The sequence below is a fragment of the Pseudomonas fluorescens genome (assembly GCF_019212185.1).
Taxonomy (GTDB): domain Bacteria; phylum Pseudomonadota; class Gammaproteobacteria; order Pseudomonadales; family Pseudomonadaceae; genus Aquipseudomonas.
Window position 1 is genome coordinate 1,543,770 of sequence record NZ_CP078138.1, and the last position, 24,426, is coordinate 1,568,195.

Consider the following 24,426-nt stretch of genomic DNA (forward strand, 5'->3'; position numbering starts at 1 on the left):
CATGACCTCCCAGCGCACCCGTGAACGATTGATCCAGCGTCTTTACGAAGAGGGGGTGAGTAACCCTCAGGTCCTGGAGGTCATCCGCCGTACGCCACGTCATTTGTTCGTCGATGAGGCCTTGGCCCATCGTGCTTATGAAGACACGGCATTGCCGATAGGCCACAACCAGACCATTTCCCAGCCTTACATGGTGGCGCGCATGAGCGAGCTGTTATTGGAGGCGGGCCCTTTGGACAAGGTGATGGAAATCGGTACCGGATCCGGCTATCAGACGGCGGTGTTGTCGCAACTGGTCGAACGGGTTTTTTCGGTCGAGCGCATCAAGGTGCTGCAGGATCGGGCCAAGGAGCGCCTGGTCGAGTTGAACTTGCGCAATGTGGTATTTCGCTGGGGAGATGGCTGGGAAGGCTGGCCGGCGCTGGCACCGTACAACGGCATTATCGTCACAGCGGTGGCGACCGATGTGCCTCAGGCGTTGCTTGATCAATTGGCGCCTGGTGGTCGCCTGGTGATTCCGGTTGGCTCGGGTGAGGTCCAGCAATTGATGTTGATCATTCGCGAGGAGCAAGGTTTTTCCAGACGTGTTCTGGGGGCGGTTCGCTTCGTCCCATTGCTCAATGGGCCACTGGCCTGAGCATTTGTTAAACACCGCTGAATTCTCGTCAATTGCCTTGGTCTTACTGCGGCAAGGATTGGTTAAACGCGATCTTGGAGCAACAGGCAAACGTGTGCGTGCGCCGATTTTGCTTCAGCGCCGGTAAAGCACGAACGGCCAGTTATACTTGCGACACTTCATGCCTGAACCAGGCAAATTTCTATTTCAGCCACCAGAAAGGGAGCGGCGGGTGAGTCTCAAAGTCATTGCGCAGTGTATTGGTACAAAAAGCTTTCAGTGCCTGGTGACTGGCCTTGTCTTGAGCTCATTGCTGGTCGGTTGTTCAAGCACGAAGTCGAGTGACGTGCGGGTCGTCGATCGTAATAACACTGCCGCCCAGCGTCCTGCTGTCACCACCGGCCAGTATGTAGTCCGTCGCGGCGATACGCTGTTTTCGATCGCTTTTCGCTACGGTTGGGACTACAAGGCCCTCGCGGCCCGCAACAACATTCCTGCGCCCTATACGATACATCCGGGTCAGACGATTCGCTTTGATGGCCGTACCGGTTCAACGCCGACGCCGGTGGTAGCGTCGTCCACTACCACCAGTTCTCCGTCGGGCAAATTCACCGTCACTCGACGTCCGGCTTCGGCGACTGGCACCACTACGACCGCTGTTGCTCCGAGCGTTGCCAGCAAGCCGACGCCTGCGCCTTTGCCACCAGCGGGACCGGCGCCGACGGGCTGGGGATGGCCATCTAATGGCATTTTGATTGGAAAATTCTCTTCAAACGGTAGTTTGAATAAAGGAATTGATATCGCCGGAGATTTGGGACAGCCTGTTTTAGCTGCGTCTGATGGGACAGTGGTTTACGCCGGGAGTGGCTTGCGGGGCTACGGCGAGTTGGTCATCATCAAACACAGCGATACCTACGTCAGTGCCTACGGTCACAACCGCAGGCTGTTGGTTCGGGAGGGGCAGCAGGTCAAGGTCGGGCAGACAATTGCCGAAATGGGGTCAACGGGTACAGACCGGGTGAAACTGCATTTTGAGATTCGCCGCCAAGGTAAACCAGTCGATCCGCTGCAATTCCTGCCACGTCGTTGATGTGCTTCCAGCCTGTTCCGTCACGTAGAGGGAACAGGCTCCAGCGTTGCCAAGGATAAGGGCGCCGCTAGAGCTTGAGGTCGAACTCACCAAAGGACTATAACAATGGCTCTCAGTAAAGAAGTGCCGGAGTTTGACATCGACGATGAGGTTCTCCTGATGGAGACCGACGTCGCATCGGATCAGACGTCGAATGATGGGGCTGCTACGCCCTCAGCTCGCGTAAAATCCAAACACTCCGCCTCACTCAAGCAACACAAGTACATTGATTACACCCGGGCGCTAGACGCCACCCAGCTGTATCTCAATGAAATCGGCTTTTCCCCCTTGCTCTCACCGGAAGAAGAAGTACATTTTGCGCGGCTGTCGCAAAGTGGTGATCCGGCTGGGCGCAAACGCATGATTGAAAGCAACTTGCGACTGGTGGTGAAAATCGCCCGGCGCTATGTCAATCGGGGATTGTCATTGCTTGACCTGATCGAAGAGGGCAACCTCGGATTGATCCGGGCGGTAGAAAAATTTGATCCGGAACGCGGCTTCCGTTTCTCGACCTATGCAACCTGGTGGATTCGTCAGACCATCGAGCGCGCAATCATGAATCAGACCCGGACCATCCGGCTGCCGATTCATGTGGTCAAGGAGCTCAACGTCTACCTCCGTGCGGCACGTGAGCTGACCCAAAAACTCGATCACGAACCTTCCCCTGAAGAAATCGCCAACCTGCTGGAGAAACCGGTAGGAGAGGTCAAGCGCATGCTGGGCCTGAATGAGCGGGTTTCTTCGGTCGACGTCTCGCTGGGTCCGGACTCGGATAAAACCCTGCTGGACACCCTCACCGACGACCGTCCCACCGATCCCTGCGAACTGCTCCAGGACGATGATCTGTCGCAAAGCATCGATCAGTGGCTCTCTGAACTTACGGACAAGCAGCGTGAAGTGGTAATACGTCGCTTTGGTCTGCGTGGTCATGAGAGCAGCACGCTGGAGGATGTTGGTCTGGAAATCGGTCTGACGCGTGAGCGGGTAAGACAGATCCAGGTCGAAGGACTGAAGCGCCTGCGTGAAATTCTCGAGAAAAATGGATTATCAAGTGAGTCACTGTTCCAGTAACAGCCTCTCTCGATAACAAAAGCCCCGCCTGTTTCGGGGCTTTTTGTTGGGCGTTAATCCAGTGTCGTATAACGTCGCTGGCCAACCGTTTTCTTTCTCAGGTTTACGTAAGCCTTCGCTTAGTCTTTCGTAAGTGTTCAGTTTTAAAACATAGAAGCAGTCCTCTGCTTCTATGTAGTACATTCTTTAACGCTCTGTTTTTTAAGGATTAATTTATCTATTGGAACGCTTCTACACGGAATGTTTAACTCCCAAGGGTGATTGTCTTTACCGGGGAACTCTCTAATATCAGCCCTGTGTCGACGGACAGACACAGCCATCAAGGATGATGGTCAAGGAACATCGCAAGGACGTGATTCATCAGGACGATGAAAGGGAATACAGGGAATAGGGAAAAAATGTGGGCGGGTCAAACCGCCCCTTTTTTTGTCTGCAGAAAAGCAAAAAGGCCCGCGAGGGGCCTTTTGAGAGCGCGAAGCCAGGATCAGCGTTCGAGGTCTTTGATCTTGCCTTTGACCCCATCCCACTCTTCGGCGTCTGGCAACGACTCTTTCTTCTCGGTGATGTTGGGCCAGATTTCTGCCAACTCAACGTTCAATTGAATAAATTCCTGCATCTCTTCCGGGACTTCGTCCTCGGAGAAAATGGCCACGGCAGGGCATTCCGGCTCGCACAGGGCGCAGTCGATGCACTCATCCGGGTGAATCACCAGGAAGTTCGGGCCTTCGTAAAAGCAGTCCACCGGACAGACTTCTACGCAGTCGGTGTACTTGCACTTGATGCAGTTGTCGGTGACGACGAAGGTCATTTCTAATTCTCTCCTCAGGCGGCATGCTGCGCCCCTTCACGGTGGGGTCGCTGGGTTTGGAAGTGTCATCTGCAGACCAGGCTAATTGCCTGCAGCACCCCAAACCGCGCGAGATTCTAACAGCTTGCAGGCGACAGCGTTAGATCCGTGTCTTCAGTGTATAGAGCATTTCGAGTGCACGACGGGGTGTCAGGTCATCCAGATCGAGTTTTGCCAGTTCGTCGAGTACCGGGTGAGGCAGGCTGGCGAACATGTCGCTTTGCTGTGGTACCGCTGGTTTGCCTTTTGCCGGGACCGGGGCTTCATGGGGCAGGCTGGTGGTTTCCAGGCGACTCAAATGCTCGCGAGCCCGCAATATGACTTCGTTCGGTACACCGGCCAGTTGTGCGACCGCCAAGCCGTAGCTTTGGCTCGCCGGACCAGGTAGTACGTGGTGCAAGAACACAATGCGTTCGTTGTGCTCGGTAGCATTGAGATGCACGTTTGCCACTAATGGCTGGTTTTCCGGCAATACCGTCAGTTCGAAGTAATGGGTGGCGAACAGGGTGTAGGCGCGCAATTGAGCCAGGCGCTCGGCGGCGGCCCAAGCCAGGGACAGACCGTCGAACGTGCTGGTTCCGCGACCGACTTCGTCCATCAGCACCAGGCTGCGCTCAGTGGCGTTGTGCAGAATGTTCGCGGTTTCGCTCATTTCCACCATGAAGGTCGAGCGTCCGCCTGCCAGATCGTCGCTGGAGCCAATACGGGTAAAGATGCGGTCCACCAGTGACAGCTCGCAACTGGCGGCGGGCACGAAACTGCCGATATGTGCCAGCAGCACAATCAATGCGGTCTGGCGCATGTAGGTGGATTTACCGCCCATATTCGGACCGGTGATCACCAGCATTCGTGTGTTGTCATCAAGGCTCAGGTCGTTGGCCACGAACGGTGTGGTCAGGACTTGCTCGACAACCGGGTGACGACCCTGACTGATGCGCATGCACGGTTCGCTGACGAAACGAGGGCAGTTCAGGTCCAGAATGAGTGCGCGCTCTGCAAGGTTACTCAGGACATCCAGTTCGGCCAGTGCCGCTGCGGTATCTTGCAGGGGGGGTAACTGACTGATCAGGTCTTCGAGCAACGCCTCGTAGAGCATTTTTTCGCGCGCCAGTGCGCGGCTCTTGGCGGACAATGCCTTGTCTTCAAAAGCCTTGAGCTCCGGCGTGATAAAGCGCTCGGCGCCCTTGAGTGTCTGGCGTCGGATGTAATCGGCTGGCGCTTGCTCCGCCTGCTTGCTTGGCAACTCGATAAAGTAGCCGTGGATTCGGTTGTAGCCGACTTTCAAGTGGGACAGGCCGGTCCGGGCTTTTTCCCTGGCCTCGAGGTCGATCAGGAACTGGCCAGCGTTTTCGCTCAAGGCTTGCAGCTCATCCAGTTCGGCGTCGTAACCGGTTTTCAACACGCCGCCATCACGGATTACCGCGGGCGGGTTGTCGATAATGGCGGTTTCCAGCAGTGCCGCCAGTTCCGGATAGGTACTGGTAATCACTGCCAACTGAATGAGGTGCGGCGCCTCCAGTTCGCTCATCGCCAGTTGCAACTGGGGCAGGGCGCCGAGGGCATCACGCAGTCGAGCCAAGTCGCGAGGGCGAGCGTTACGCAAGCCGATCCGCGCCAGAATGCGCTCGATGTCGCCGATTTCCTTGAGTTGCGGCTGCAGTTTCTCGAATCGATAGCCGTCGAGCAGGCACGTGATCGAACCCTGCCGAGCTTGCAGCACTGTCAGGTCGCGCAGCGGGCGGTTCAGCCAGCGGGTCAGCAAGCGGCTGCCCATGGCGGTTTGGCAACGATCGACCACCGATTGCAGAGTGTTGTCGCGACCGCCGGCCAAATTGACATCGAGTTCCAGGTTACGACGGCTGGCACCGTCCAACACCACGGTGTCGTCCAGGCGCTCATGGCGCAGGCTGCGCAGGTGCGGCAGGGCTGTACGCTGGGTCTCCTTGGCGTAGCTCAGCAGGCAGCCGGCGGCGCCGATGGCCAGGGTCAGGTTTTCGCAACCAAAGCCTTTGAGGTCTTGAGTGGAAAATTGCTGGCACAGGCTCTTCAGCGCCGAGTCCCGCTCAAAATCCCAAGGCGCACGGCGGCGAACACCGCGACGCTTTTCGGCAGGCAGGTCTTTAGGCCAGTCGTCCGGAATCATCAATTCGACCGGATTGACCCGTTCCAACTCCGCCAGCAGATTTTCCCAACCCTTGATTTCCAGCACGGTGAAGTTGCCACTGGTGATGTCCAGCACGGCCAGGCCAAACAGGCGCTCGTCACCCAGCACGGCCGCGATCAGGTTGTCGCGACGTTCATCGAGCAGCGCTTCGTCGCTGACGGTGCCAGGGGTGATGATGCGAACCACCTGACGCTCCACCGGCCCTTTGCTGGTTGCAGGGTCGCCAACCTGTTCACAGATCACCACCGATTCGCCGAGTTTGACCAGTTTCGCGAGGTAGCCTTCGGCGGAGTGGTACGGAATGCCGCACATTGGAATCGCCTGGCCCGCCGATTGCCCGCGAGCCGTCAGCGTGATGTCCAGCAGCTTGGCCGCTTTCTTCGCATCTTCATAGAAGATCTCGTAGAAATCGCCCATGCGATAGAACATCAACTGGTCCGGATGCTGGTTCTTAAGGCGCCAGTACTGCTGCATCATCGGGGTGTGGGAGGACAGGTCGGAGAGTGCTTTATTCATCGGCTAATCAGGTGAATTCATTCAAGAGGATGGGCAAAGGAGGGTGCTGCAGAGGCCTTCGCGCGATGGACGCAAGGTTAACACGGGCGGGTCCGCGCGACCCAGGATCAACGTCATGCAGGAGCTTGGTTGTGCTTATGCAAATGTGCATTTGTCATTGCACAAAAGAACATGCATTATGCAATTTATGCAAAAACGCAACGTTTCCATCGTCCTCAGAGCGCTGCTCGATCAGCACGGCATCTCCCCCACGGAGTTGCACCGGCGTACTGGCGTGCCGCAATCGACCCTGTCACGGATTCTCGGCGGCAAGATCGCCGATCCCTCGGACAGGCATATCTCGAAAATCGCCGACTATTTCCAGGTAAGTACCGACCAACTGCGCGGTCGTGTGGAGATCGTTTCCGGTTATTCATCGACTCGTGAGCCCTCACACTCGGAGCTCAAGGACATAAGCTTGTGGGATGACGATACCCCCATTGATGACGATGAGGTGTCCGTGCCTTTTTTGCGTGAGGTCGAATTGGCCGCTGGATCGGGAAGGTTTGCCATCGAGGAAAGTGAACGCGCCAGCTTGCGATTCGGCAAGCGCAGCCTGCGGCATAACGGAGTTCAGTTCGATCAGGCCAAATGCGTGACCGTGCGTGGCAACAGCATGTTGCCGGTGTTGCGCGATGGCGCCACGGTGGGCGTCAACGCTGGTAAGTGCGGGATCGGCGACATCGTCGATGGCGACCTGTATGCCATCAATCACAATGGGCAACTGCGGGTTAAGCAGCTGTATCGCCTGCCGAGCGGGATTCGCCTGCGTAGCTTCAATCGGGAAGAGCACCCCGACGAAGACTACAGCTTTCAGGACGTTCAGACTGGGCAGATCGTTATTCTGGGGCACGTATTCTGGTGGGGTATGTACGCCCGTTGAGGTTTTTCACATACGGGATTGGGCCGCCGCAGGGCGGTTTTTTCTTGTCTGGGTTAATGCGTTTGTGCATTGTTTTGTCAGTGATCGCGTCATTCTGATTGACCTTATATGCATTGATGCATAGTCTGGGTGTCGGCATTGTCCAGCCCGGAGGTATTAAATGACAATCGAACAGCAAGGGCTGCTGGAGATCCCTGTATGGCTGGTCATGGCGCTCGCAGTGCTGGGCGGAGTGATGGGGGAGATGTGGCGCGCCGACAAGGAAGGTGCGCAGGGTTGGTCGTTGGTGCGGCGCCTGATCTTGCGCTCCGGGTCCAGCATGATGTGCGGTGTATCGGTGGTGATGCTGCTGTATGCCGCCAATGTGTCGGCCTGGACTGCGGGAGCGCTAGGCGGTTTGACGGCGGTGGCCGGTGCGGACTTTGCCATCGGCGTGTATCGACGCTGGGTTGCCCGGCGTATCAATGTCGTTGAATCCATTGCCCATGATCGCGGTCGGGATCGGTCCTAGTCAGCGTCTCACATTTTGTCCCAGCCAGAGCCTTGCAAGCGCTATCTGGTCCTGTAGGGTAGAGCGCACGCCCGTCTGACCAAGGAGATAACCGTGAATGAAATCACTCAACTGGCTGCGGAACTTGGCCGGCGTCTGCAGGTTCTCAACGCCCATGTCAGCACTGCCGAGTCCTGTACCGGAGGCGGTATCGCCGAGGCGATCACCCGGATCGCCGGCAGCTCGGCATGGTTCGAGGCGGGTTATGTCACCTATTCCAATCGGCAGAAAACTCGACAATTGAAGGTGCCAGCCGAATTGTTCGAGCAGGTTGGCGCGGTGAGTCGTGAAGTGGTCGAAGCCATGGTCCGCGGAGCCCAGCATGCCAGTCATGCGCGTTTCGCCGTGGCCGTCAGCGGGATTGCCGGGCCGGATGGCGGCTCGCCGAACAAGCCAGTCGGTACCGTCTGGCTGGCCTGGGGCGTGGGCGAGGCGGTATTTGCCGAGTGCCGGCATTTCCCCGGTAACCGCGATGAGGTCCGCCGACAAACGGTGAAGGCCGCGCTAGAGGGGCTGCTGCAGCATGCCGCCGGAGAAATCTCAAATCAGGGGTAGGCGATCCACAATCGCTGTGGAATAATACTGTCTACTTATACAGGTGTTGGCCGTCAGGCCTTATTGATTACGTGAGGACTTTAATGGACGACAACAAGAAGAAAGCCTTGGCTGCGGCCCTGGGTCAGATCGAACGTCAATTCGGCAAGGGTGCCGTAATGCGTATGGGCGATCAGGACCGTCAGGCGATCCCGGCTATTTCCACGGGCTCTCTGGGTCTGGACATCGCACTCGGCATTGGCGGTCTGCCAAAAGGCCGTATCGTTGAAATCTACGGTCCTGAATCCTCCGGTAAAACCACGCTGACCCTGTCGGTGATTGCCCAGGCCCAAAAAGCCGGTGCGACCTGCGCATTCGTCGATGCCGAGCACGCACTGGACCCGGAGTACGCCGGCAAGCTGGGCGTGAACGTTGATGACCTGCTGGTATCCCAGCCAGATACCGGTGAACAAGCGCTGGAAATCACCGACATGTTGGTGCGCTCGAACGCGGTTGACGTGATCATCGTCGACTCCGTGGCGGCACTGGTACCGAAGGCTGAAATCGAAGGCGAGATGGGTGACATGCACGTGGGCCTCCAAGCCCGTCTGATGTCCCAGGCGCTGCGTAAAATCACCGGTAACATCAAGAACGCCAACTGCCTGGTGATCTTCATCAACCAGATCCGGATGAAGATTGGTGTAATGTTCGGCAGCCCGGAAACCACCACCGGTGGTAACGCGTTGAAGTTCTATGCTTCGGTTCGTTTGGACATCCGTCGTATTGGCGCGGTCAAGGAAGGCGACGAAGTGGTCGGCAGCGAGACCCGCGTCAAGGTCGTCAAAAACAAGGTTGCAGCGCCATTCCGCCAGACAGAGTTCCAGATTCTTTACGGCAAGGGCATCTACCTTAACGGTGAGATGATCGACTTGGGCGTACTGCATGGTTTTGTCGAGAAGTCCGGTGCCTGGTATGCCTACAACGGCACTAAGATCGGTCAGGGTAAGGCCAACTCGGCCAAGTTCCTCGCGGACAATCCGGACGTTGCTGCGAATCTCGAGAAGCAGATTCGCGACAAGCTGCTGTCTCCAGCCGGGAACCACGAGGCCGCCAAGGTCAACCAGACTGAAGATGATCTGGCCGAAGCCGACGCTGATATCTGATTGACCCCATGATCGCCGTACTCGATACCCTCGTCGCAGTGCGGCGAACTGCAATGGACCTGCTCGCGCGACGCGAGCATGGTCGAGTCGAGCTGACGCGCAAATTGCGTCAGCGCGGCGCTCCCGAAGAATTGATCGACACTGCACTCGACCGCTTGACGGAAGAAGGGCTGCTGTCCGAATCGCGTTACCTCGAAAGTTTTGTTTCCTACCGCGCCCGCTCGGGTTACGGCCCTCTGCGTATCCGCGAAGAGCTGGGGCAGCGTGGTTTGCAACGCGCAGACATCGAGTTGGCCCTGCGTGAGAGCGGCATCAACTGGCAGGCACAGTTGGAGGACGTCTGGCGACGCAAGTTTTCCGGGCAGTTGCCGGTGGACGCCCGTGAACGTGCCAAGCAGGGGCGATTTCTCGCTTATCGAGGTTATTCCATGGAGATGATCGGCCGCTTGTTCAGCGGCCGAGGAATGGAAGACTGATCGGGCCCGACTATGAAAGTAGTCGGGCCTTTTGCATTCAGGTGACTTTGCCAGGCTCCCGTTTGTGATTCGGGATTGCAGGTTTGGTTTTCGCCCAGTTGTCGCTCAGGTTGATGTAGTCCACCAGTTCGCGCAGACGCCCGTGATCGCGGGCTTTGAAGCTGAATACCAGTCGCGTCAGGTGGCTGAATTGAGCTTCATCTTGCTCCTCGCCACGGTATTCATGCTGGTGGAATTGATCACTCAGGCACAGATCGGCGAAGGCGGTTTGCATGTGCTCCAGCGCCTGTTCGTTGAGCGGGTGGTTCATGCGGATCACGAACTGGTTTTTCAGCCAGCGGCTTGAGTGAAAGTTGCTGTAGAACTGATTGATCTGCACCACCGCCTCTTCAGCGCTGTATACCAGGCGCACCAGCTTCAGGTCGTTGGGCAGGATGTAGTGGTTGGCCTCCAGTTGATTGCGAATGAAGTCCAGTGCCCCTTCCCAGAACGTGCCCCCGGGAGTATCCAGCAGTACTACCGGAACCAGGGGGCTTTTGCCGGTCTGAATCAGTGTCAGGACTTCCAGGGCTTCATCCAGTGTGCCGAAACCGCCGGGGCACAGCACCAGGGCGTCGGCCTCCTTGACGAAAAACAGTTTGCGGGTAAAGAAAAAGTGGAAGGGCAGCAAGTTACCGGTGCCGCCCACTGTCGGATTGGCGTGCTGTTCGAAAGGCAGGGTGATGTTGAACCCCAGGCTATGCTCACGGCCAGCGCCTTCATGGGCGGCGGCCATGATCCCGCCCCCTGCGCCGGTGATCACCATTAGCCCCGATTGCGCGAGTTTTTCCCCCAGGTCTCGGGCCTGAGCGTACAGCGGGTGTTCGACTGGTGTACGTGCCGAGCCGAATACCGTGACTTTACGGCGTCCCTTGAACTGTTCGAGGACGCGGAACGCGTGCTCCAATTCGCGTAGGGCTTGCAGGGTAATTTTGGCGTTCCAGCGATTATGGTCGTCCTGGGCCATACGCAGGACCGTCAGCATCATGTCGCGGTAAATTGGGATGTTCGGGCTGTTTGGGGAAACCAGGTTGAGTTGCTCTTCGATCTTGCTGCCGAGATCGACGCCGTTGCTTTGAAAATGACGTATCAGCGAGTCATTCGGTTGGTAGGGCATTCAACTTCTCCTTCTACACAGAACCCTCGGTTCGTGAGCCAGACGCTGGATGGCAGTTCCTTTTCTGCCGCGGACGTTGAACATCAATACATTGAATCTAGACGTTCGCCGGCCGTTGCGCTGGCTTGATCATGGCCCTCCCGTGATTGTGCTGGCAAGCGCTGATCAATGACTTTCCACCGCCCGTCTGAAGGCACGCTGCCCCCTGTAGTCTCTGATTAACTGAAGGACAGACACAACACATCAGTCATGCGTCCAGGGCAGGCGCATGGCACCAGGAGCGGTAGGGAGTCATCGGCAGCTACGGGTGATTCACGGGCACGGAGGCGGGATCAATGACTCTGGTGATTCTGGAGATCGATGCGCAGTTGTACCAAACGCTGAAAGCGGCAGCCGAGGATCATCAAGTGAGCCTCGAAGAGGAATGTCGGCGGCGGCTGGAGGGTAAAGAGCAGCGCTCGCCCTATTTGCAGGCGCTGGTCGCTGAGCTGCGCGCGGCTGAAGAGCAGCGACGCGCGGGCTCGTAGTGGTTACTTCTTCTTTTGCGCAGGTGTCGCCGGGCAATCCGATTCCTGGAATTTGGCCGAAGCGACCGGGCGATTGGTTTTGTTCTCGGTGAACTCGTAGCGCATGATCGCGCCCTTGGCCATCAGCTTCCGGTAGTTCGGGTTGCGGCAGACGCTGGCGCCCAATTGCAGGTATACCGCCTTGGGGTTGGTGCGCATCTGATCGGCATAGTCTTTCTGCACGCTCAAATGGTCGATCAATTCCTTGCCTTCGACGGTATAGCCCATGTCGAGAATATCGTTGCTGACTTCGCGAGGCAGGCCGACGTTACTTTCCTGGGCAACCTTCTGCAGCATCTTGTTCAGGTCGTAGTCTTGCTTGGACGCGGCCTGGGCACTGAAGGGTAGCGCCAGTAGCAGGGCGGCGGTGGGAACGATAAGGCGCAGCATGGAACTCTCCTGATTCAGTGACTGGTGCTTCGACCCGTCACAGGGCTGAGCGTTCAGTGGCGGGAAATTATAGGGGGCAGGGCGCGGGCGGTACAGGCTTGTGCAGAGTGCTCTGGTAAACTGGCGCGACTTTATTGCCCAGCCGAGCGCCTTTCGTGTCGATTCAATTCATCTGCCGTCGAAACTTGTCATGAGCCACGCCGTTTCCCGATTGCGCGCCCTGCGTCTGGCGCGGGCCGTCAGACCTTTTGTGGCGCGGGGCTCGCGGGCCGAACGTTGCGCCCGTTGCCGTGTGATTCCAAGCCATTGCATGTGTGCCTGGCGGCCGACAGTCGCTGCCAAGTCAGCCATGTGCCTGGTGATGCACGACGTCGAGCCGATGAAGCCGAGCAACACCGGCTGGCTGATTGCCGATGTGATCGACCAGACCAGTGCATTTGCCTGGTCGCGTACTGAAGTCGAGCCGGAGCTGCTTGCACTGATCGCCGATCCGCAATGGCAGCCCTACATCGTGTTTCCCGGCGAATTTGTCGCTCCCGAGCGGGTGGTTTCGCAGGTCACGCTGGAAGAGGGAAAGCGTCCTTTGTTCATTCTGCTGGATGCCACCTGGAGTGAAGCGCGCAAAATGTTTCGCAAGAGTCCTTATCTCGAGCACTTACCGGTGCTGAGCCTGGCGCCTGAGCAACTGTCGCGATACAAACTGCGTCGCTCCAAGCGCGATGATCACTTCTGTACTGCCGAGGTCGCGGCGCTATGCCTTGAGTTGGCTGACGATCAAGTGGCCAGTGAAGTGCTGGACGCCTACCTTGACGTCTTCAGCACCCATTACCTGTCGGCCAAGTTCCAGCAGCCAATCGACCCGGACGACGCCCCCCACAGCCGGTTGAAGCCTTACCTTTAAACTTCAAGCCGTGACCAGCTGCGGTTTTTTCGGCCAGAGCTGCGCCGCCAGCATGCCGGCGAGCATCAGCGCACAGCCGATGTAGCCCCGCGTGCTCAGTTGCTCACCCAGCAACCAGGCGCCGGCGATGGCGGCAAATACCGCCTCCATCGAAAAAATGATGGCCGCGTGAGAGGCAATCGCGTCCTTTTGGGCGATGACTTGCAGCGTGTAGCCGATACCGACGGCAATCAGCCCGCCGTACAGAATGGCCGGGCCGGCGGCGATAATTGCGCTGATATCGAAAGGCTCCAGCCACAGGGCCAGGATCAGGCTGACTAACGAGCAGGTGGCGAACTGCAGGAATGCCAGGCGGATCGGATCGTGCCGGCTGGCGAATACGCCCACCAGTACCACATGTCCCCCCCAGACAAACGCGCCAATCAGTTGCAACCAGTCGCCGGAGGCGACCTGAAATTGATCCCCGACGCTGAGGAGAAACATACCGATGACCGCCAGGATTGCTCCGAGCCAAGTGCCGAGTCCGGTCTTGTGGCCGATCAGCAGTCCCAGTAGCGGCACTACAATGACGTAGAGTCCGGTAATGAACCCGGCATTGGTGACGGTGGTGAAGAGCAGGCCAACCTGTTGCAGGTTGATCCCAAGGGCGAGGGCCAGTCCCATCAGACTGCCACCGAGCAGCAGGCCGCGAGTCAGGAAGGCCTCAGGGCGCGCGGCGTCACCGCGGCCACGCCACAGCACCAGCGGCAGCAGGCACAATGAGCCGATCGCGAAACGCAGGCCGGAATAAAGGAAGGGACCGATATGGTCCATGCCGGAAGTTTGAGCGACGAATCCTGATCCCCAAATCATGGCGGTGATCAACATCAGGACATCGGCGCGCAGGGCTTTGCTCTGCATGATGGCACTCTCAATAGTTAGCCAGCTAAGATGCCGTAAAGGATGCGGCTTGACCACCCCGGATTCGCTGGGCATTCTTGGCGCCGATTAGGGTGCGGCCGAAGATTGAAACGCCGGTTTTCTGGGCTCTTGGCGTTGAACGTACCCTGTTGGTAGTGCTTGCTGGTGCTACCTTGAGTGTTTTGGTGAGGCCTGAATGCATTAGGTCTGCCATAAAAACAGGATCATTTGAAAAATGGCCACATACGACATCCTGATTGCCGATGACCATCCCCTTTTCCGCAGTGCGCTGCGTCAGGCCGTGACCCTGGGGCTGGGCCCCGACGTGCGCCTGGTGGAAGTGGCAAGCATTGCGGAACTGGAAACCCGATTGACGGAAAAAGCCGATTGGGATCTGGTCCTGCTGGATCTGAATATGCCCGGCGCATACGGGTTTTCCGGGCTGGTCCTGCTGCGCGGTCAGTATCCGCAGATTCCGGTGGTGATGGTCTCGGCGCAGGAGGAAGCCTCGATCATGGTCAAATCCCGCGAGTTCGGGGCCAGTGGTTTCATTCCCAAATCCAGTTCTCTGGAAGTCATTCAGCAGGCAGTGCGTACCGTGCTTGACGGTGAAGTGTTCTGGCCGCCGCAGGCGTTCGAAGCGGTCTCGGTCTCACCAGAGGCCAAGGCTGCCAGTGAAGGGTTGGCGAGTCTGACACCTCAGCAATTCCGTGTGCTGACCATGGTCTGTGAAGGGTTGCTGAATAAGCAGATCGCCTACGAGCTGAGTGTTTCCGAGGCCACCATCAAAGCTCATGTGACGGCAATCTTTCGCAAGTTGGGGGTTCGCACTCGAACCCAGGCCGCATTGCTCCTGCAACAACTTGAGTCAATTTCACCGCAGTAACGGGTATTGCATTCACGCTTTTTTGACTCTTGTTGATCTAGCTTTCCTACTCCTTTTTGTTCAGTTGCTTACTCTATGTCACCTTTCAAAGGTCAAACCGGTTTCAAACGCATCCTCAACGCTTCCGGCTATTCCTTGGACGGCCTGCGTGCTGCCTTCACCGGCGAGGCGGCTTTTCGTCAATTGGTCTTGCTCAACGTCATCCTGATTCCGCTGACGTTCATCCTCAATGTCAGTCGGGTCGAGCAGGCGGTGTTGATTGCCGTCTGCCTGCTGGCGTTGATTGTGGAGTTGCTCAACTCTGCGGTGGAGGCGGCCATTGACCGAATTTCCCTGGACCTGCATCCCTTGTCGAAAAACGCCAAGGACATGGGCAGCGCCGCTCAGTTCGTGGCATTGAGCATGATTGCGCTGGTGTGGGCGGTCATTCTGATCTGATCGTTCAGGCAATGGTCGGCAGGACGATCTCGTCGCTGCGCTGCACCCCGGCGGTGAAAGCGCGGCACAGTTCGAGGAACTCGCGCATGGCCGAAGTCTGGTACTTCTGTTTGTGCCAAATGAAGTAGAACTGTCGCGCCAGGTCCAGATCTGGCGTTTCGACAGCTACCAGGCTGCCTCTGCGGAATGCATCGCGCAGGGCCAGTCGGGAAATGCAGCCAATCCCCAAGCCTGACTCCACGGCACGCTTGATGGCTTCGGTATGTTCGAGCTCCAGTCGGATATTCAGGGCGCTACGGTGATGGCGCATGGCCTGATCAAAGGTCAGGCGCGTACCCGAGCCCTGTTCGCGAAGAATCCAGGCTTCGTGAGCCAGTTCCTCCATGCTCGCATGGCCGCGTGCCGCCAGCGGATGCTGGGGGGCGCAGAACACCACCAGTTCATCCTCGACCCAACTCTGCACTTCGATATCCGGGTGGTTACAATCGCCCTCAATTAGACCCAGATCAATTTCATAGTGCGCGACCTGATGCACAATATTGGCTGTGTTCTGTACGTGCAGCTTCACCTGACTCTCTGGATGGCGCTGCATGAAGCTGCCGATCAACAGGGTCGCCAGGTAATTACCAATGGTCAGCGTCGCACCGACCGCCAGTGAGCCAAATCCGGACTTGCCGTTGAGCAGGTCTTCGATTTCCTTGGCCTGGTCCAGCAGGGCTACAGCTTGAGGCAGCAGTTGTTTACCCAGGGCATTGAGGCTCAGACGCTTGCCCGCCCGATCGAACAATTGGCAGCTCGATTGGCGCTCGAGTTCGGTGATGGAGGTGCTGGCGGCCGACTGCGAGAGATTGAGCAGGCCGGCAGCCCGCGACACGCTCTCTTGTTGGGCGACGGCGACGAAGACTTGCAGTTGACGTAAAGTAAATCGCATATCGATATAACCGATAACCCTTATCTTAATAATTCAGTTAACAGATATTGTGGCTGCCATTAGAATGCGATGCAATTGCGCACGGCCGCTCATTTTTCGCAGAGCATGTGCAGATAAATCTCCAGGAGTTCCCCGTACATGAGCAACATGAACCACGAGCGTGTCCTCAGTGTCCATCACTGGAATGACACTCTGTTCAGCTTCAAGTGCACCCGTGACCCGGGCCTGCGCTTCGAGAACGGCCAGTTCGTGATGATCGGCCTGCAACAGCCCAACGGCCGCCCGCTTATGCGCGCTTACTCGATTGCCAGCCCGAACTGGGAAGAGCATCTGGAGTTCTTCAGCATCAAGGTGCCCGACGGTCCGCTGACTTCCCAGTTGCAGCACCTGAAGGAAGGTGACGAGATCATCATCAGCAAGAAGCCTACGGGCACGCTGGTGCTGGACGACCTCAAGCCCGGCAAACATCTGTACCTGCTCAGCACCGGTACTGGCCTGGCGCCATTTATGAGCGTGATCCAGGATCCGGAAACCTACGAGCGTTTCGAAAAAGTGATCCTGTGCCACGGTGTACGCTACGTCAACGAAGTCGCCTACCGCGAATTCATCACCGAGCACCTGCCGCAGAACGAGTTCTTCGGCGAGGCCCTGCGTGACAAGCTGATCTACTACCCAACCGTTACCCGCGAGCCGTTCGAGAACGAAGGCCGCCTGACCGACCTGATGCGCAGCGGCAAACTGTTCAGCGACATCGGCCTACCGCCGATCAACCCGCAGGACGACCGCGCCATGCTGTGCGGCAGCCCGAGCATGCTCGATGAGACCAGCGAAGTGCTGAATAGCTTCGGTCTGAAGGTTTCGCCGCGTATGCGTGAGCCAGGCGATTACCTGATCGAGCGGGCATTCGTCGAGAAGTAATCGACTGATGATGGTAGGACCTGTGGGAGCCAATTGGCTCCCACAGTCGTTTCAGGGGTCAGGCTTTTGCCGGAATGACTTCCAGCACCCGGATCAGTTCTGGCGAGGGATAGTGCCAGCGTACGTCCAGATCCCAGAATTGCGCACCATATTCCCTTTCCGCTGTAGGCGTCTGGTACGCCGGACGTGGGTCTTGTGCCAAGCATTGCTCGATCAGGGCCGCCAGAGGCTCGTCGAGGCGCTGTGCGTGACTATGAGCCTGCTCCAGCGCGCTGTCCGTCCACTGCACAGCGATCAACTGCGGCGCGGCGCTGGCGATGTGGTTGGCGGCCTCGGGGATTACGTCGGCATAGGGCACATAGGGCTTGATGTCGATGACCGGGGTGCCGTCCAGCAGATCGATGCCGGAAATCCACAGGCGATTGGCTTCGACTTTGTCCAGCTTGACCACTGACTGGCCGATGCCATTCGGGCGGTGGGTGGCGCGGGTAGCAAACACGCCCATGGACTTGTTGCCCCCTAGGCGCGGCGGGCGGACCTTGAGCCGTGGTTTGTCTTCCAGCGCCTGGTGAAACAGGAACAGCAGCCAGACATGACTGACCTGTTCCAGGCCCTGCACCGCGTCACCCTGGTCAAAGGGGGCGACCAACTCCAGAATGCCCCGCGCGGCCGGGGCCAGTTGGGGCTGGCGTGGGATGGCGAACTTCTCCTTGAAGCAGGAGCGCACGAAGCCGATGGGGGAAACGCTGTAGGTCATGATGGGGTCGAAAGGCCAGATTGGGTGGGCATGATAACCCGTGTGAGTCAGTCAAGCCGCCATCGCGAGCAGGCTCGCTCCCACATTGGCTCTCCTGCGCAGCGCAGGCCCCTTTGGGAGCCAGCCTGCTCGCGATGAGCGCGTCCCGATCTAGAGACTGAACCCACCATCCAGCGGGATGATGTTCCCGGTCATGTAGGCCCCGGCGGTGCTCGCCAGGCTGATCGCCAGGGCGGCCATTTCTTCTTCGCGGCCCCAGCGTTTCATCGGGATCAGCGCCGTGTCCTCGGCCAGGGCATGCTCGTCGTTGCCGATATGCTGGGTCATTTTGCTCGGAAAACGCCCCGGAGCAATCACATTGACGTTGATGTGCTGGCTGACCAGTTCGCGGGCGAGGATCCGCGACAGTTGGTGCAGGGCCGCCTTGCTCGGACCGTAGGCGTAGGCCTGTTCGCCGAACGATGAAATCCCGGCGACTGAACCGATGTTGATAATGCGCGCCGGGTTGGCAGCCGAGCCGGCTTTGCGCAGCAGCGGCAGGAATTGCTGGATACAGGTAAAGACCGCCGTCACATTCAACTGCATGACCTTTTCCCATCCCTTGACTGGATAGCTCTCCAGCGGCGCCCCCCAGGTGGTGCCCGCGTTGTTGACCAGAATGTCCAGGTGGCTCAGTTGTTTGTCCAGGCGCTCGACCAGTTGGGCCACGCCTTCTTCGCTGGCGAGGTTGGCGGCCACGGCATGGCAGCGGCCCAGGGTGCTCAACTCGTCGGCGGTCTGTTGGCAGGCCTCGGCATCGCGAGCGCAGACGTATACGGTCGCGCCGGCTTCGACGAAGGCTTTGGCGATCATTTTGCCTATACCGCGGGTGCCGCCGGTGATCAGGGCGGTGCGGCCTTGCAGTGAGAAATAGGGATGCATGGCGAATCCTGGGGGCTGAGGGTCATTACACCCTAGCCGTCAGTCGCCCGATGCGGAGCCACTATTTTTTTGCGTAATGGCTGGCCATAAGGCCAGGCCCCAAGCGGCATGTGCAGCCCGGGGACGGCGAGGGGCTTACTGTGGGCGGACGCGCAGGGTCAAGCCTTTAAGGAAGTTACGCAGCAACTGGTCGCCGCACGGGCGGTAGTTGGTGTGGCCGAACTTGCGGAACAGCGCGCTCAGTTCTGGCTTGGAGACTGGGAAGTCGGCCGCCTTGAGGATCGCGTGCATGTCGTCTTCCTTCAGTTCGAAAGCAACCCGCAGCTTCTTCAGAATGATGTTGTTGGTCACCGGCGTTTCGATTGGCTGCGGCGGACGGCTTTCGTCCTTGCCGCGCTTGAAGATCACCAGACCGTCGAGAAAGTGCGCCATGACCTCGTCGGGGCAGAACACAAAGCCTTCTTCCTCGTCCTTCTTGAGGTAGGTCACGAGGTCGTCTTTAGTGACATCCATGCCGCCGAGCTTGATGATCTCGACGACCTTGTTGTCGCTGATATCGAGCATGTAGCGCACGCTGCGCAGTACGTCGTTGTGAATCATGTGTGCAGTCCTGATCATTCAGCGGTGGGCGTTGCCGGTGCCGGCTACGCCGAAATGGGTGGCGGCCTCAGAATTTCTCTTTGGCGGACAGGTAACGCCATTGTCCTGCCGGAACCTTGCCAATGGAAACTCCGCCGATACGGATGCGGCGGATGGCAACGACCTTGAGGCCGACTGCCTGGCAGAGCAGGGCGATGATCCCGGGTTGCGGGTTCTTCATCGCGAAGCGCAGGCGGTTTTCGTTCTGCCAGCTGGCCTTGACCGCCGGCAGTTCCTTGCCTTTGTAGCTCAGGCCGTGGTTCAGGCGGTTGAGGCCGTGGGCGACCATTTCGCCTTCGACTTCGACCACGTACTCCTGTTCGATCTTGCTGGCGTCAGCCGTCAGTTTGCGCAGGACTTTCCAGTCCTGAGTGAACACCAGCAGACCGCTGGCGTTGGCCTGCAGGTCGGCACTGGCGCTCAGGCGCAGGAAGTGACCCTTGAGCGGGCGTTTGCTGAAGCGGTGTTCTTCGCTCAGGGTGTCGGGGCTCAGCAATTGCTGGGCATTCTCGACATCGATGCCGGCTGGCGCGTGCAGCAGCAGGGTCACGGGCTCCGGCACCGTGGCCTTGGCCTCGGGGTCGAGCGCGACTTTCTGCTCGCCGACCTTGAACTGCGGCTCATCAATCACTTCACCGTCGACGGTCACCCAGCCGCCTTCAATGAACAGCTCAGCCTCCCGACGGGAGCAGCCGACAAGCTCGATGAGGCGTTTGGAAAGACGAATCGGGTCAGTCATGACAGGGCCGTAACAAAAAGGGGGGAGACATTGTACCTGCCCCGCGCCGGTTAATCGCGGGGCGATTTGTCTTGTGTGGCTTTTAGCCGCGCCCGACCTGTTGGTGGGGCTGTTTCAAACGCATGTGCAGCAAAGGATAAGGCTGGCCCATACCGTCGACTTCCGAGCGTCCGATGACTTCGAAGCCCTGCTTGAAATAGAAGCCCAGGGCCTGAGGATTTTGCTCATTGACGTCCAGCTCATCGGCATTCAAATGTTGCATGGCGTAGTGCAGCAACTGTTTACCCAAGCCCTCGCCGCGATGCTGCGGGGCGATGAACAGCATCTCGATCTTGCCCGCCGCCACGCCAGCGAACCCGGTGATGCGATGTTGCCGGTCGCGAGTGCAGATCAGCATCACGGCGTCCAGGTAGCGCGTCAGCACCAGGTTTTTCAGCAGTTCGATGTAGCTGTCTGGCAAAAAGTTGTGAGTAGCGCGCACCGACGCTTCCCAGACCTGGGTCAGTTCTTCGTAGTCACTGTGTTTCGGTGTATGGATGACCGAATGATGGCGCATGCCCACCTGTTCCTTTTGCTGTCCGTGAGATCAAATCCATTGGCTGTAGAAAACGATAGCTGTAAAAAAGCCCCGCATCATTTTGAAATGAGCGAGGCTTTTCGGCTTCAGCGCAATTCGCGAGCAGCGGAGCGCCGCCCGGCCTGCTCCCGCAGGGGCTTGTGCTGGTTAGATCTGTTCGGCCCAGAGGTCGTACTCATCGGCGTCGGTGACCTTGCACCAGACTTTGTCGCCTGGCTTGAGGTTGCTGCCGTTATCGATGAACACGTTGCCGTCGATTTCCGGGGCATCGAAGAAGCAGCGGCCTACAGCGCCTTGCTCGTCGACTTCGTCCACCAGTACTTCGATTTCACGGCCGATGCGCATTTGCAGGCGCGCCGAGCTGATTGCCTGCTGGTGAGCCATGAAGCGCTCCCAACGATCCTGCTTGACGTCGTCCGGGACGATGTCCAGGTTCAGATCATTGGCCGGTGCGCCTTCGACGGGCGAGTACTGGAAGCAGCCGACGCGGTCGAGCTGGGCTTCGGTCAGCCAGTCCAGCAGGTACTGGAAGTCTTCTTCGGTTTCGCCGGGGAAGCCGACGATGAACGTCGAGCGAATGATCAGGTCCGGGCAGATTTCGCGCCAGTTCTTGATCCGCGCCAGGGTCTTGTCTTCGAACGCGGGGCGTTTCATCGACTTCAGCACTTTCGGGCTGGCGTGCTGGAACGGGATGTCCAGGTACGGCAGGATCTTGCCGGCGGCCATCAGCGGGATCAGTTCGTCAACGTGCGGGTACGGGTAGACGTAGTGCAGACGGACCCAGACGCCGAGGGTGCTCAGCGCTTCACAGAGTTCGGTCATGCGGGTTTTCACCGGCGCGCCGTTCCAGAAGCCGGTGCGGTATTTCACGTCGACGCCGTAGGCGCTGGTGTCCTGGGAGATCACCAGCAGCTCTTTGACGCCGGATTTGACCAGGCGCTGGGCTTCATCGAGCACGTCACCGACCGGACGGCTCACCAGCTTGCCGCGCATCGATGGGATGATGCAGAAGCTGCAGCTGTGGTTGCAGCCTTCGGAAATCTTCAGGTAGGCGTAGTGGCGCGGGGTCAGCTTGATGCCTTGCGGCGGCACCAGGTCGATCAGCGGATTGTGGTCCTGGCGTGGCGGCACGACTTCGTGCACGGCGTTGACCACTTGCTCGTACTGCTGCGGACCGGTGACGGCCAGCACGCTTGGGTGCACGTCACGGATGTTGCCTTCCTCGACGCCCATGCAGCCGGTCACGATGACCTTGCCGTTTTCCTTGATCGCTTCACCGATCACTTCCAGCGATTCGGCCTTGGCCGAGTCGATGAAGCCGCAGGTGTTGACCACCACGACATCCGCGTCCTGATAGGTGGACACGACGTCATAGCCTTCCATACGCAGTTGGGTGAGGATGCGCTCGGAGTCGACCAAGGCTTTTGGGCAACCCAGAGAGACGAAGCCAACCTTGGGGTTGGCCGACGCAGGAGTGGTGGACATGTCTAACCTCGGTGTTTGGTGACGCCTCCAGCCGCAGGTGGGCAAGGCGACAGACGGACGCTTGGCGCGCCTCTGATCAAAAAGTGCGCAATTCTAGCGATGGTCGACGCACTTGACCAGCTTTATGCAGGGAAATACGACGAGTGCTGCGCTATGCTTCGCGCCGTTAGGCCTCAGTGATTTTTTTGAGTCAATGAAACGTCTGTAACAACAAGTAAAACAGCGCATGCTGCACGTCAAAGTATAGGGCTTCTCGCGAAGCGGTCCGGTCTGGGTAGTAGGGGTGGTGGATGGGTCAGGCAAGTAGTCAGGCAACGGGCGCCGAGCATTCGGCCGCCAAGCCGATCGGCATGCTGGTGGCGGCGGTGGGTGTGGTCTATGGCGATATCGGCACGAGCCCGCTGTACACCCTCAAGGAAGTGTTTTCCGGCGGTTATGGCGTACCGGTCACCCACGACGGTGTGCTGGGGATTCTGGCGCTGATCTTCTGGTCACTGATCTGGGTGGTGTCGATCAAGTACATGATGTTTGTCCTGCGCGCCGATAACCAGGGCGAAGGCGGAATCATGGCCCTGACTGCGCTGGCTCGCAGTGCGGCGGCCGGGCATGCGCGGCTGCGTACGCTGCTGGTGGTTTGTGGCTTGATCGGTGCCGCGCTGTTTTATGGCGACAGCATGATCACCCCGGCGATTTCCGTACTTTCGGCGATCGAGGGGCTGGGCCTGGCCTTTGATGGCATCGACCATTGGGTGGTGCCGCTGTCGCTGGTGGTGCTGGTGGCGCTGTTTCTGATTCAGAGCCATGGCACCGCGCGAATCGGCATCCTGTTCGGTCCGATCATGGTGACCTGGTTTGTTGTCCTGGGTGCGCTGGGGGTCTACGGCATCCTTCAGTACCCTGAAGTGTTACATGCGATAAACCCGATGTGGGCCGTGCGCTTTTTCATCGTGCACCCGGGCATGGGGGTAGCGATTCTCGGCGCGGTGGTGCTGGCGTTGACCGGAGCCGAAGCGCTGTACGCCGACATGGGCCACTTCGGCCGCAAACCAATCGCTCGCGCCTGGTTCATCCTGGTGCTGCCGGCGCTGGTGCTGAATTATTTTGGCCAGGGCGCATTGCTATTGGGCGACCCGCAGGCGGCGCGCAACCCGTTCTACCTGTTGGCGCCGGAATGGGCCTTGCTGCCGCTGGTCGGCCTGTCGACCCTGGCAACAGTGATTGCCTCCCAGGCGGTCATCTCCGGAGCATTCTCCCTGACCCGCCAGGCGATCCAGTTGGGCTACATCCCGCGCATGCACATTCAGCACACCTCCAGCGCTGAACAGGGACAGATCTACATCGGCGCGGTGAACTGGTCGCTGATGGTCGGCGTGATCCTGCTGGTGCTCGGTTTCGAGTCGTCCGGTGCCTTGGCTTCGGCCTATGGCGTGGCGGTGACCGGCACCATGCTGATGACCACCATCCTGGTGTCGGCGGTGATGCTGCTGCTGTGGAAGTGGCCACCGATTCTTGCGGTCCCGGTACTGGTCGGCTTCCTGTTGGTGGATGGTCTGTACTTCGCTGCTAACGTGCCGAAAATCTTCCAGGGCGGGGCCTTCCCGGTGATCGCTGGCCTGGCCCTGTTTGTGCTGATGACCACCTGGAAGCGTGGCAAGCAGTTGCTGATCGAGCGTATCGACGAGGGGGGGCTGCCGCTGCCGATTTTCATCAGCAGTATCGCCGTCCAGCCTCCTCACCGGGTGCAAGGCACCGCGGTGTTTCTCAGCGCGCGCCCGGACGCAGTGCCCCATGCGCTGTTGCACAACCTGCTGCATAACCAGGTGTTGCACGAGCAGGTGGTGCTGTTAACTGTGGTGTATGAAGACATCCCGCGAGTACCGCCAAGCCGACGTTTCGAGGTTGATTCCTACGGCGAAGGGTTCTTCCGGGTGATCCTGCATTTCGGCTTCACCGATGAGCCTGACGTGCCGCAAGCCTTGAAACTGTGCCACCTCGCCGAACTGGACTTCAGTCCGATGCGCACCACTTACTTCCTGAGTCGCGAGACAGTGATCGCTTCGAAGCTCGAAGGTATGGCGCGTTGGCGTGAGGCGCTGTTCGCGTTCATGTTGAAGAATGCCAATGGCAATTTGCGCTTTTTCAATCTGCCGCTGAATCGGGTGATTGAGTTGGGGACGCAGGTGGAGATGTAGGGCAGGTTTCCTATGGGAGCGGTCGGGCTTCCACTCCCATAG

26 protein-coding genes are annotated in these 24,426 nt (G+C 58.6%); 14 read left to right on the forward strand and 12 right to left on the reverse strand.

Annotated features, from left to right (window positions below):
* Nucleotide 1: 1 nt before the first annotated feature.
* The 3 genes from KW062_RS06690 to rpoS all read left to right on the forward strand — a co-directional run bounded on the left by KW062_RS06690 (nucleotide 2) and on the right by rpoS (nucleotide 2,816).
* A complete protein-coding gene (locus KW062_RS06690; RefSeq protein WP_177327252.1) occupies nucleotides 2–637 on the forward strand; it encodes a protein-L-isoaspartate(D-aspartate) O-methyltransferase in 636 nt (211 codons plus the stop codon).
* A 211-nt stretch (nucleotides 638–848) separates the two neighbouring features.
* Complete coding sequence (locus tag KW062_RS06695; RefSeq protein ID WP_027619022.1) at nucleotides 849–1,706, forward strand: peptidoglycan DD-metalloendopeptidase family protein; 858 nt, start codon at nucleotides 849–851, stop codon at nucleotides 1,704–1,706.
* Between the two features lie 105 nt (nucleotides 1,707–1,811).
* Nucleotides 1,812–2,816 (forward strand): RNA polymerase sigma factor RpoS, encoded by a 1,005-nt coding sequence (gene rpoS / locus KW062_RS06700; RefSeq protein WP_027619021.1) that lies wholly within the window; start codon nucleotides 1,812–1,814, stop codon nucleotides 2,814–2,816.
* A 484-nt stretch (nucleotides 2,817–3,300) separates the two neighbouring features.
* Here the strand turns inward: rpoS and fdxA are convergent, their stop codons facing one another.
* Both fdxA and mutS read right to left on the reverse strand, forming a co-directional pair.
* A complete protein-coding gene (gene fdxA, locus KW062_RS06705) occupies nucleotides 3,301–3,624 on the reverse strand; it encodes a ferredoxin FdxA (RefSeq protein WP_007908827.1) in 324 nt (107 codons plus the stop codon).
* Between the two features lie 139 nt (nucleotides 3,625–3,763).
* On the reverse strand, nucleotides 3,764–6,343 hold the full coding sequence (mutS, locus tag KW062_RS06710; RefSeq protein ID WP_027619020.1) for a DNA mismatch repair protein MutS: 2,580 nt from the start codon (nucleotides 6,341–6,343) through the stop codon (nucleotides 3,764–3,766).
* Nucleotides 6,344–6,521: 178 nt separating this feature from the next.
* Between mutS and KW062_RS06715 the strand changes: the two genes are divergently transcribed.
* The 5 genes from KW062_RS06715 to recX all read left to right on the forward strand — a co-directional run bounded on the left by KW062_RS06715 (nucleotide 6,522) and on the right by recX (nucleotide 9,988).
* A complete protein-coding gene (locus tag KW062_RS06715; RefSeq protein ID WP_027619019.1) occupies nucleotides 6,522–7,265 on the forward strand; it encodes a LexA family transcriptional regulator in 744 nt (247 codons plus the stop codon).
* Between the two features lie 160 nt (nucleotides 7,266–7,425).
* Entirely contained in the window at nucleotides 7,426–7,776 is a 351-nt protein-coding gene (locus KW062_RS06720; protein ID WP_027619018.1) for a phage holin family protein, read from the forward strand.
* 93 nt (nucleotides 7,777–7,869) lie between these two features.
* Complete coding sequence (locus tag KW062_RS06725) at nucleotides 7,870–8,370, forward strand: CinA family protein (protein ID WP_027619017.1); 501 nt, start codon at nucleotides 7,870–7,872, stop codon at nucleotides 8,368–8,370.
* 83 nt (nucleotides 8,371–8,453) lie between these two features.
* A complete protein-coding gene (gene recA, locus KW062_RS06730) occupies nucleotides 8,454–9,512 on the forward strand; it encodes a recombinase RecA (RefSeq protein ID WP_105755416.1) in 1,059 nt (352 codons plus the stop codon).
* An 8-nt stretch (nucleotides 9,513–9,520) separates the two neighbouring features.
* Nucleotides 9,521–9,988: a recombination regulator RecX gene (gene recX, locus KW062_RS06735; protein WP_027619015.1), complete on the forward strand. Its 468-nt coding sequence runs from the start codon at nucleotides 9,521–9,523 to the stop codon at nucleotides 9,986–9,988.
* 37 nt (nucleotides 9,989–10,025) lie between these two features.
* On the opposite strand, the gene KW062_RS06740 is transcribed toward recX, so the two are convergent.
* Nucleotides 10,026–11,144 (reverse strand): LOG family protein, encoded by a 1,119-nt coding sequence (locus tag KW062_RS06740; RefSeq protein WP_105755417.1) that lies wholly within the window; start codon nucleotides 11,142–11,144, stop codon nucleotides 10,026–10,028.
* A 335-nt stretch (nucleotides 11,145–11,479) separates the two neighbouring features.
* Here KW062_RS06740 and KW062_RS06745 point away from each other — a divergent pair, with 335 nt between their 5' ends.
* A complete protein-coding gene (locus KW062_RS06745; protein ID WP_027619013.1) occupies nucleotides 11,480–11,671 on the forward strand; it encodes a hypothetical protein in 192 nt (63 codons plus the stop codon).
* Nucleotides 11,672–11,674: 3 nt separating this feature from the next.
* On the opposite strand, the gene KW062_RS06750 is transcribed toward KW062_RS06745, so the two are convergent.
* Nucleotides 11,675–12,100: a PA3611 family quorum-sensing-regulated virulence factor gene (locus KW062_RS06750; RefSeq protein WP_027619012.1), complete on the reverse strand. Its 426-nt coding sequence runs from the start codon at nucleotides 12,098–12,100 to the stop codon at nucleotides 11,675–11,677.
* A gap of 190 nt (nucleotides 12,101–12,290) precedes the next feature.
* On the opposite strand from KW062_RS06750, the gene KW062_RS06755 reads away from it, so the two are divergent.
* The gene (locus tag KW062_RS06755) at nucleotides 12,291–13,001 is read left to right on the forward strand and encodes a tRNA-uridine aminocarboxypropyltransferase (RefSeq protein WP_027619011.1); all 711 of its coding nucleotides are present in this window, start codon (nucleotides 12,291–12,293) and stop codon (nucleotides 12,999–13,001) included.
* 3 nt (nucleotides 13,002–13,004) lie between these two features.
* Here KW062_RS06755 and KW062_RS06760 read toward each other — a convergent pair whose 3' ends face one another.
* Nucleotides 13,005–13,901 carry a DMT family transporter gene (locus KW062_RS06760; protein ID WP_027619010.1) on the reverse strand — a complete coding sequence of 299 codons (897 nt, stop codon included), beginning with the start codon at nucleotides 13,899–13,901 and terminating at the stop codon, nucleotides 13,005–13,007.
* A 235-nt stretch (nucleotides 13,902–14,136) separates the two neighbouring features.
* Between KW062_RS06760 and erdR the strand changes: the two genes are divergently transcribed.
* Together erdR and KW062_RS06770 are read left to right on the forward strand one after the other, a co-directional pair.
* Nucleotides 14,137–14,787, forward strand: a complete 651-nt coding sequence (gene erdR / locus KW062_RS06765; protein WP_027619009.1) for a response regulator transcription factor ErdR — start codon at nucleotides 14,137–14,139, stop codon at nucleotides 14,785–14,787.
* A gap of 75 nt (nucleotides 14,788–14,862) precedes the next feature.
* Nucleotides 14,863–15,225, forward strand: coding sequence for a diacylglycerol kinase (locus tag KW062_RS06770; RefSeq protein ID WP_027619008.1), 363 nt, complete (start codon nucleotides 14,863–14,865; stop codon nucleotides 15,223–15,225).
* A 4-nt stretch (nucleotides 15,226–15,229) separates the two neighbouring features.
* Here KW062_RS06770 and KW062_RS06775 read toward each other — a convergent pair whose 3' ends face one another.
* Entirely contained in the window at nucleotides 15,230–16,156 is a 927-nt protein-coding gene (locus tag KW062_RS06775) for a LysR family transcriptional regulator (protein WP_027619007.1), read from the reverse strand.
* A gap of 138 nt (nucleotides 16,157–16,294) precedes the next feature.
* Here KW062_RS06775 and fpr point away from each other — a divergent pair, with 138 nt between their 5' ends.
* Nucleotides 16,295–17,074 carry a ferredoxin-NADP reductase gene (fpr, locus tag KW062_RS06780; RefSeq protein ID WP_003443014.1) on the forward strand — a complete coding sequence of 260 codons (780 nt, stop codon included), beginning with the start codon at nucleotides 16,295–16,297 and terminating at the stop codon, nucleotides 17,072–17,074.
* Nucleotides 17,075–17,132: 58 nt separating this feature from the next.
* Here the strand turns inward: fpr and tsaA are convergent, their stop codons facing one another.
* The 6 genes from tsaA to rimO all read right to left on the reverse strand — a co-directional run bounded on the left by tsaA (nucleotide 17,133) and on the right by rimO (nucleotide 22,192).
* Nucleotides 17,133–17,831, reverse strand: coding sequence for a tRNA (N6-threonylcarbamoyladenosine(37)-N6)-methyltransferase TrmO (gene tsaA, locus KW062_RS06785; RefSeq protein ID WP_027619006.1), 699 nt, complete (start codon nucleotides 17,829–17,831; stop codon nucleotides 17,133–17,135).
* Nucleotides 17,832–17,981: 150 nt separating this feature from the next.
* Entirely contained in the window at nucleotides 17,982–18,752 is a 771-nt protein-coding gene (locus tag KW062_RS06790) for an SDR family oxidoreductase (protein WP_027619005.1), read from the reverse strand.
* Nucleotides 18,753–18,887: 135 nt separating this feature from the next.
* Nucleotides 18,888–19,352, reverse strand: coding sequence for a DUF1456 family protein (locus tag KW062_RS06795; protein WP_027619004.1), 465 nt, complete (start codon nucleotides 19,350–19,352; stop codon nucleotides 18,888–18,890).
* A 67-nt stretch (nucleotides 19,353–19,419) separates the two neighbouring features.
* Nucleotides 19,420–20,130: an rRNA pseudouridine synthase gene (locus KW062_RS06800; RefSeq protein ID WP_105755418.1), complete on the reverse strand. Its 711-nt coding sequence runs from the start codon at nucleotides 20,128–20,130 to the stop codon at nucleotides 19,420–19,422.
* 82 nt (nucleotides 20,131–20,212) lie between these two features.
* Nucleotides 20,213–20,686, reverse strand: a complete 474-nt coding sequence (locus KW062_RS06805; RefSeq protein WP_027619002.1) for a GNAT family N-acetyltransferase — start codon at nucleotides 20,684–20,686, stop codon at nucleotides 20,213–20,215.
* Nucleotides 20,687–20,854: 168 nt separating this feature from the next.
* Nucleotides 20,855–22,192, reverse strand: coding sequence for a 30S ribosomal protein S12 methylthiotransferase RimO (gene rimO / locus KW062_RS06810; RefSeq protein WP_105755419.1), 1,338 nt, complete (start codon nucleotides 22,190–22,192; stop codon nucleotides 20,855–20,857).
* 290 nt (nucleotides 22,193–22,482) lie between these two features.
* Here rimO and KW062_RS06815 point away from each other — a divergent pair, with 290 nt between their 5' ends.
* Nucleotides 22,483–24,384 (forward strand): potassium transporter Kup, encoded by a 1,902-nt coding sequence (locus KW062_RS06815; RefSeq protein ID WP_027619000.1) that lies wholly within the window; start codon nucleotides 22,483–22,485, stop codon nucleotides 24,382–24,384.
* Nucleotides 24,385–24,426: the final 42 nt, after the last annotated feature.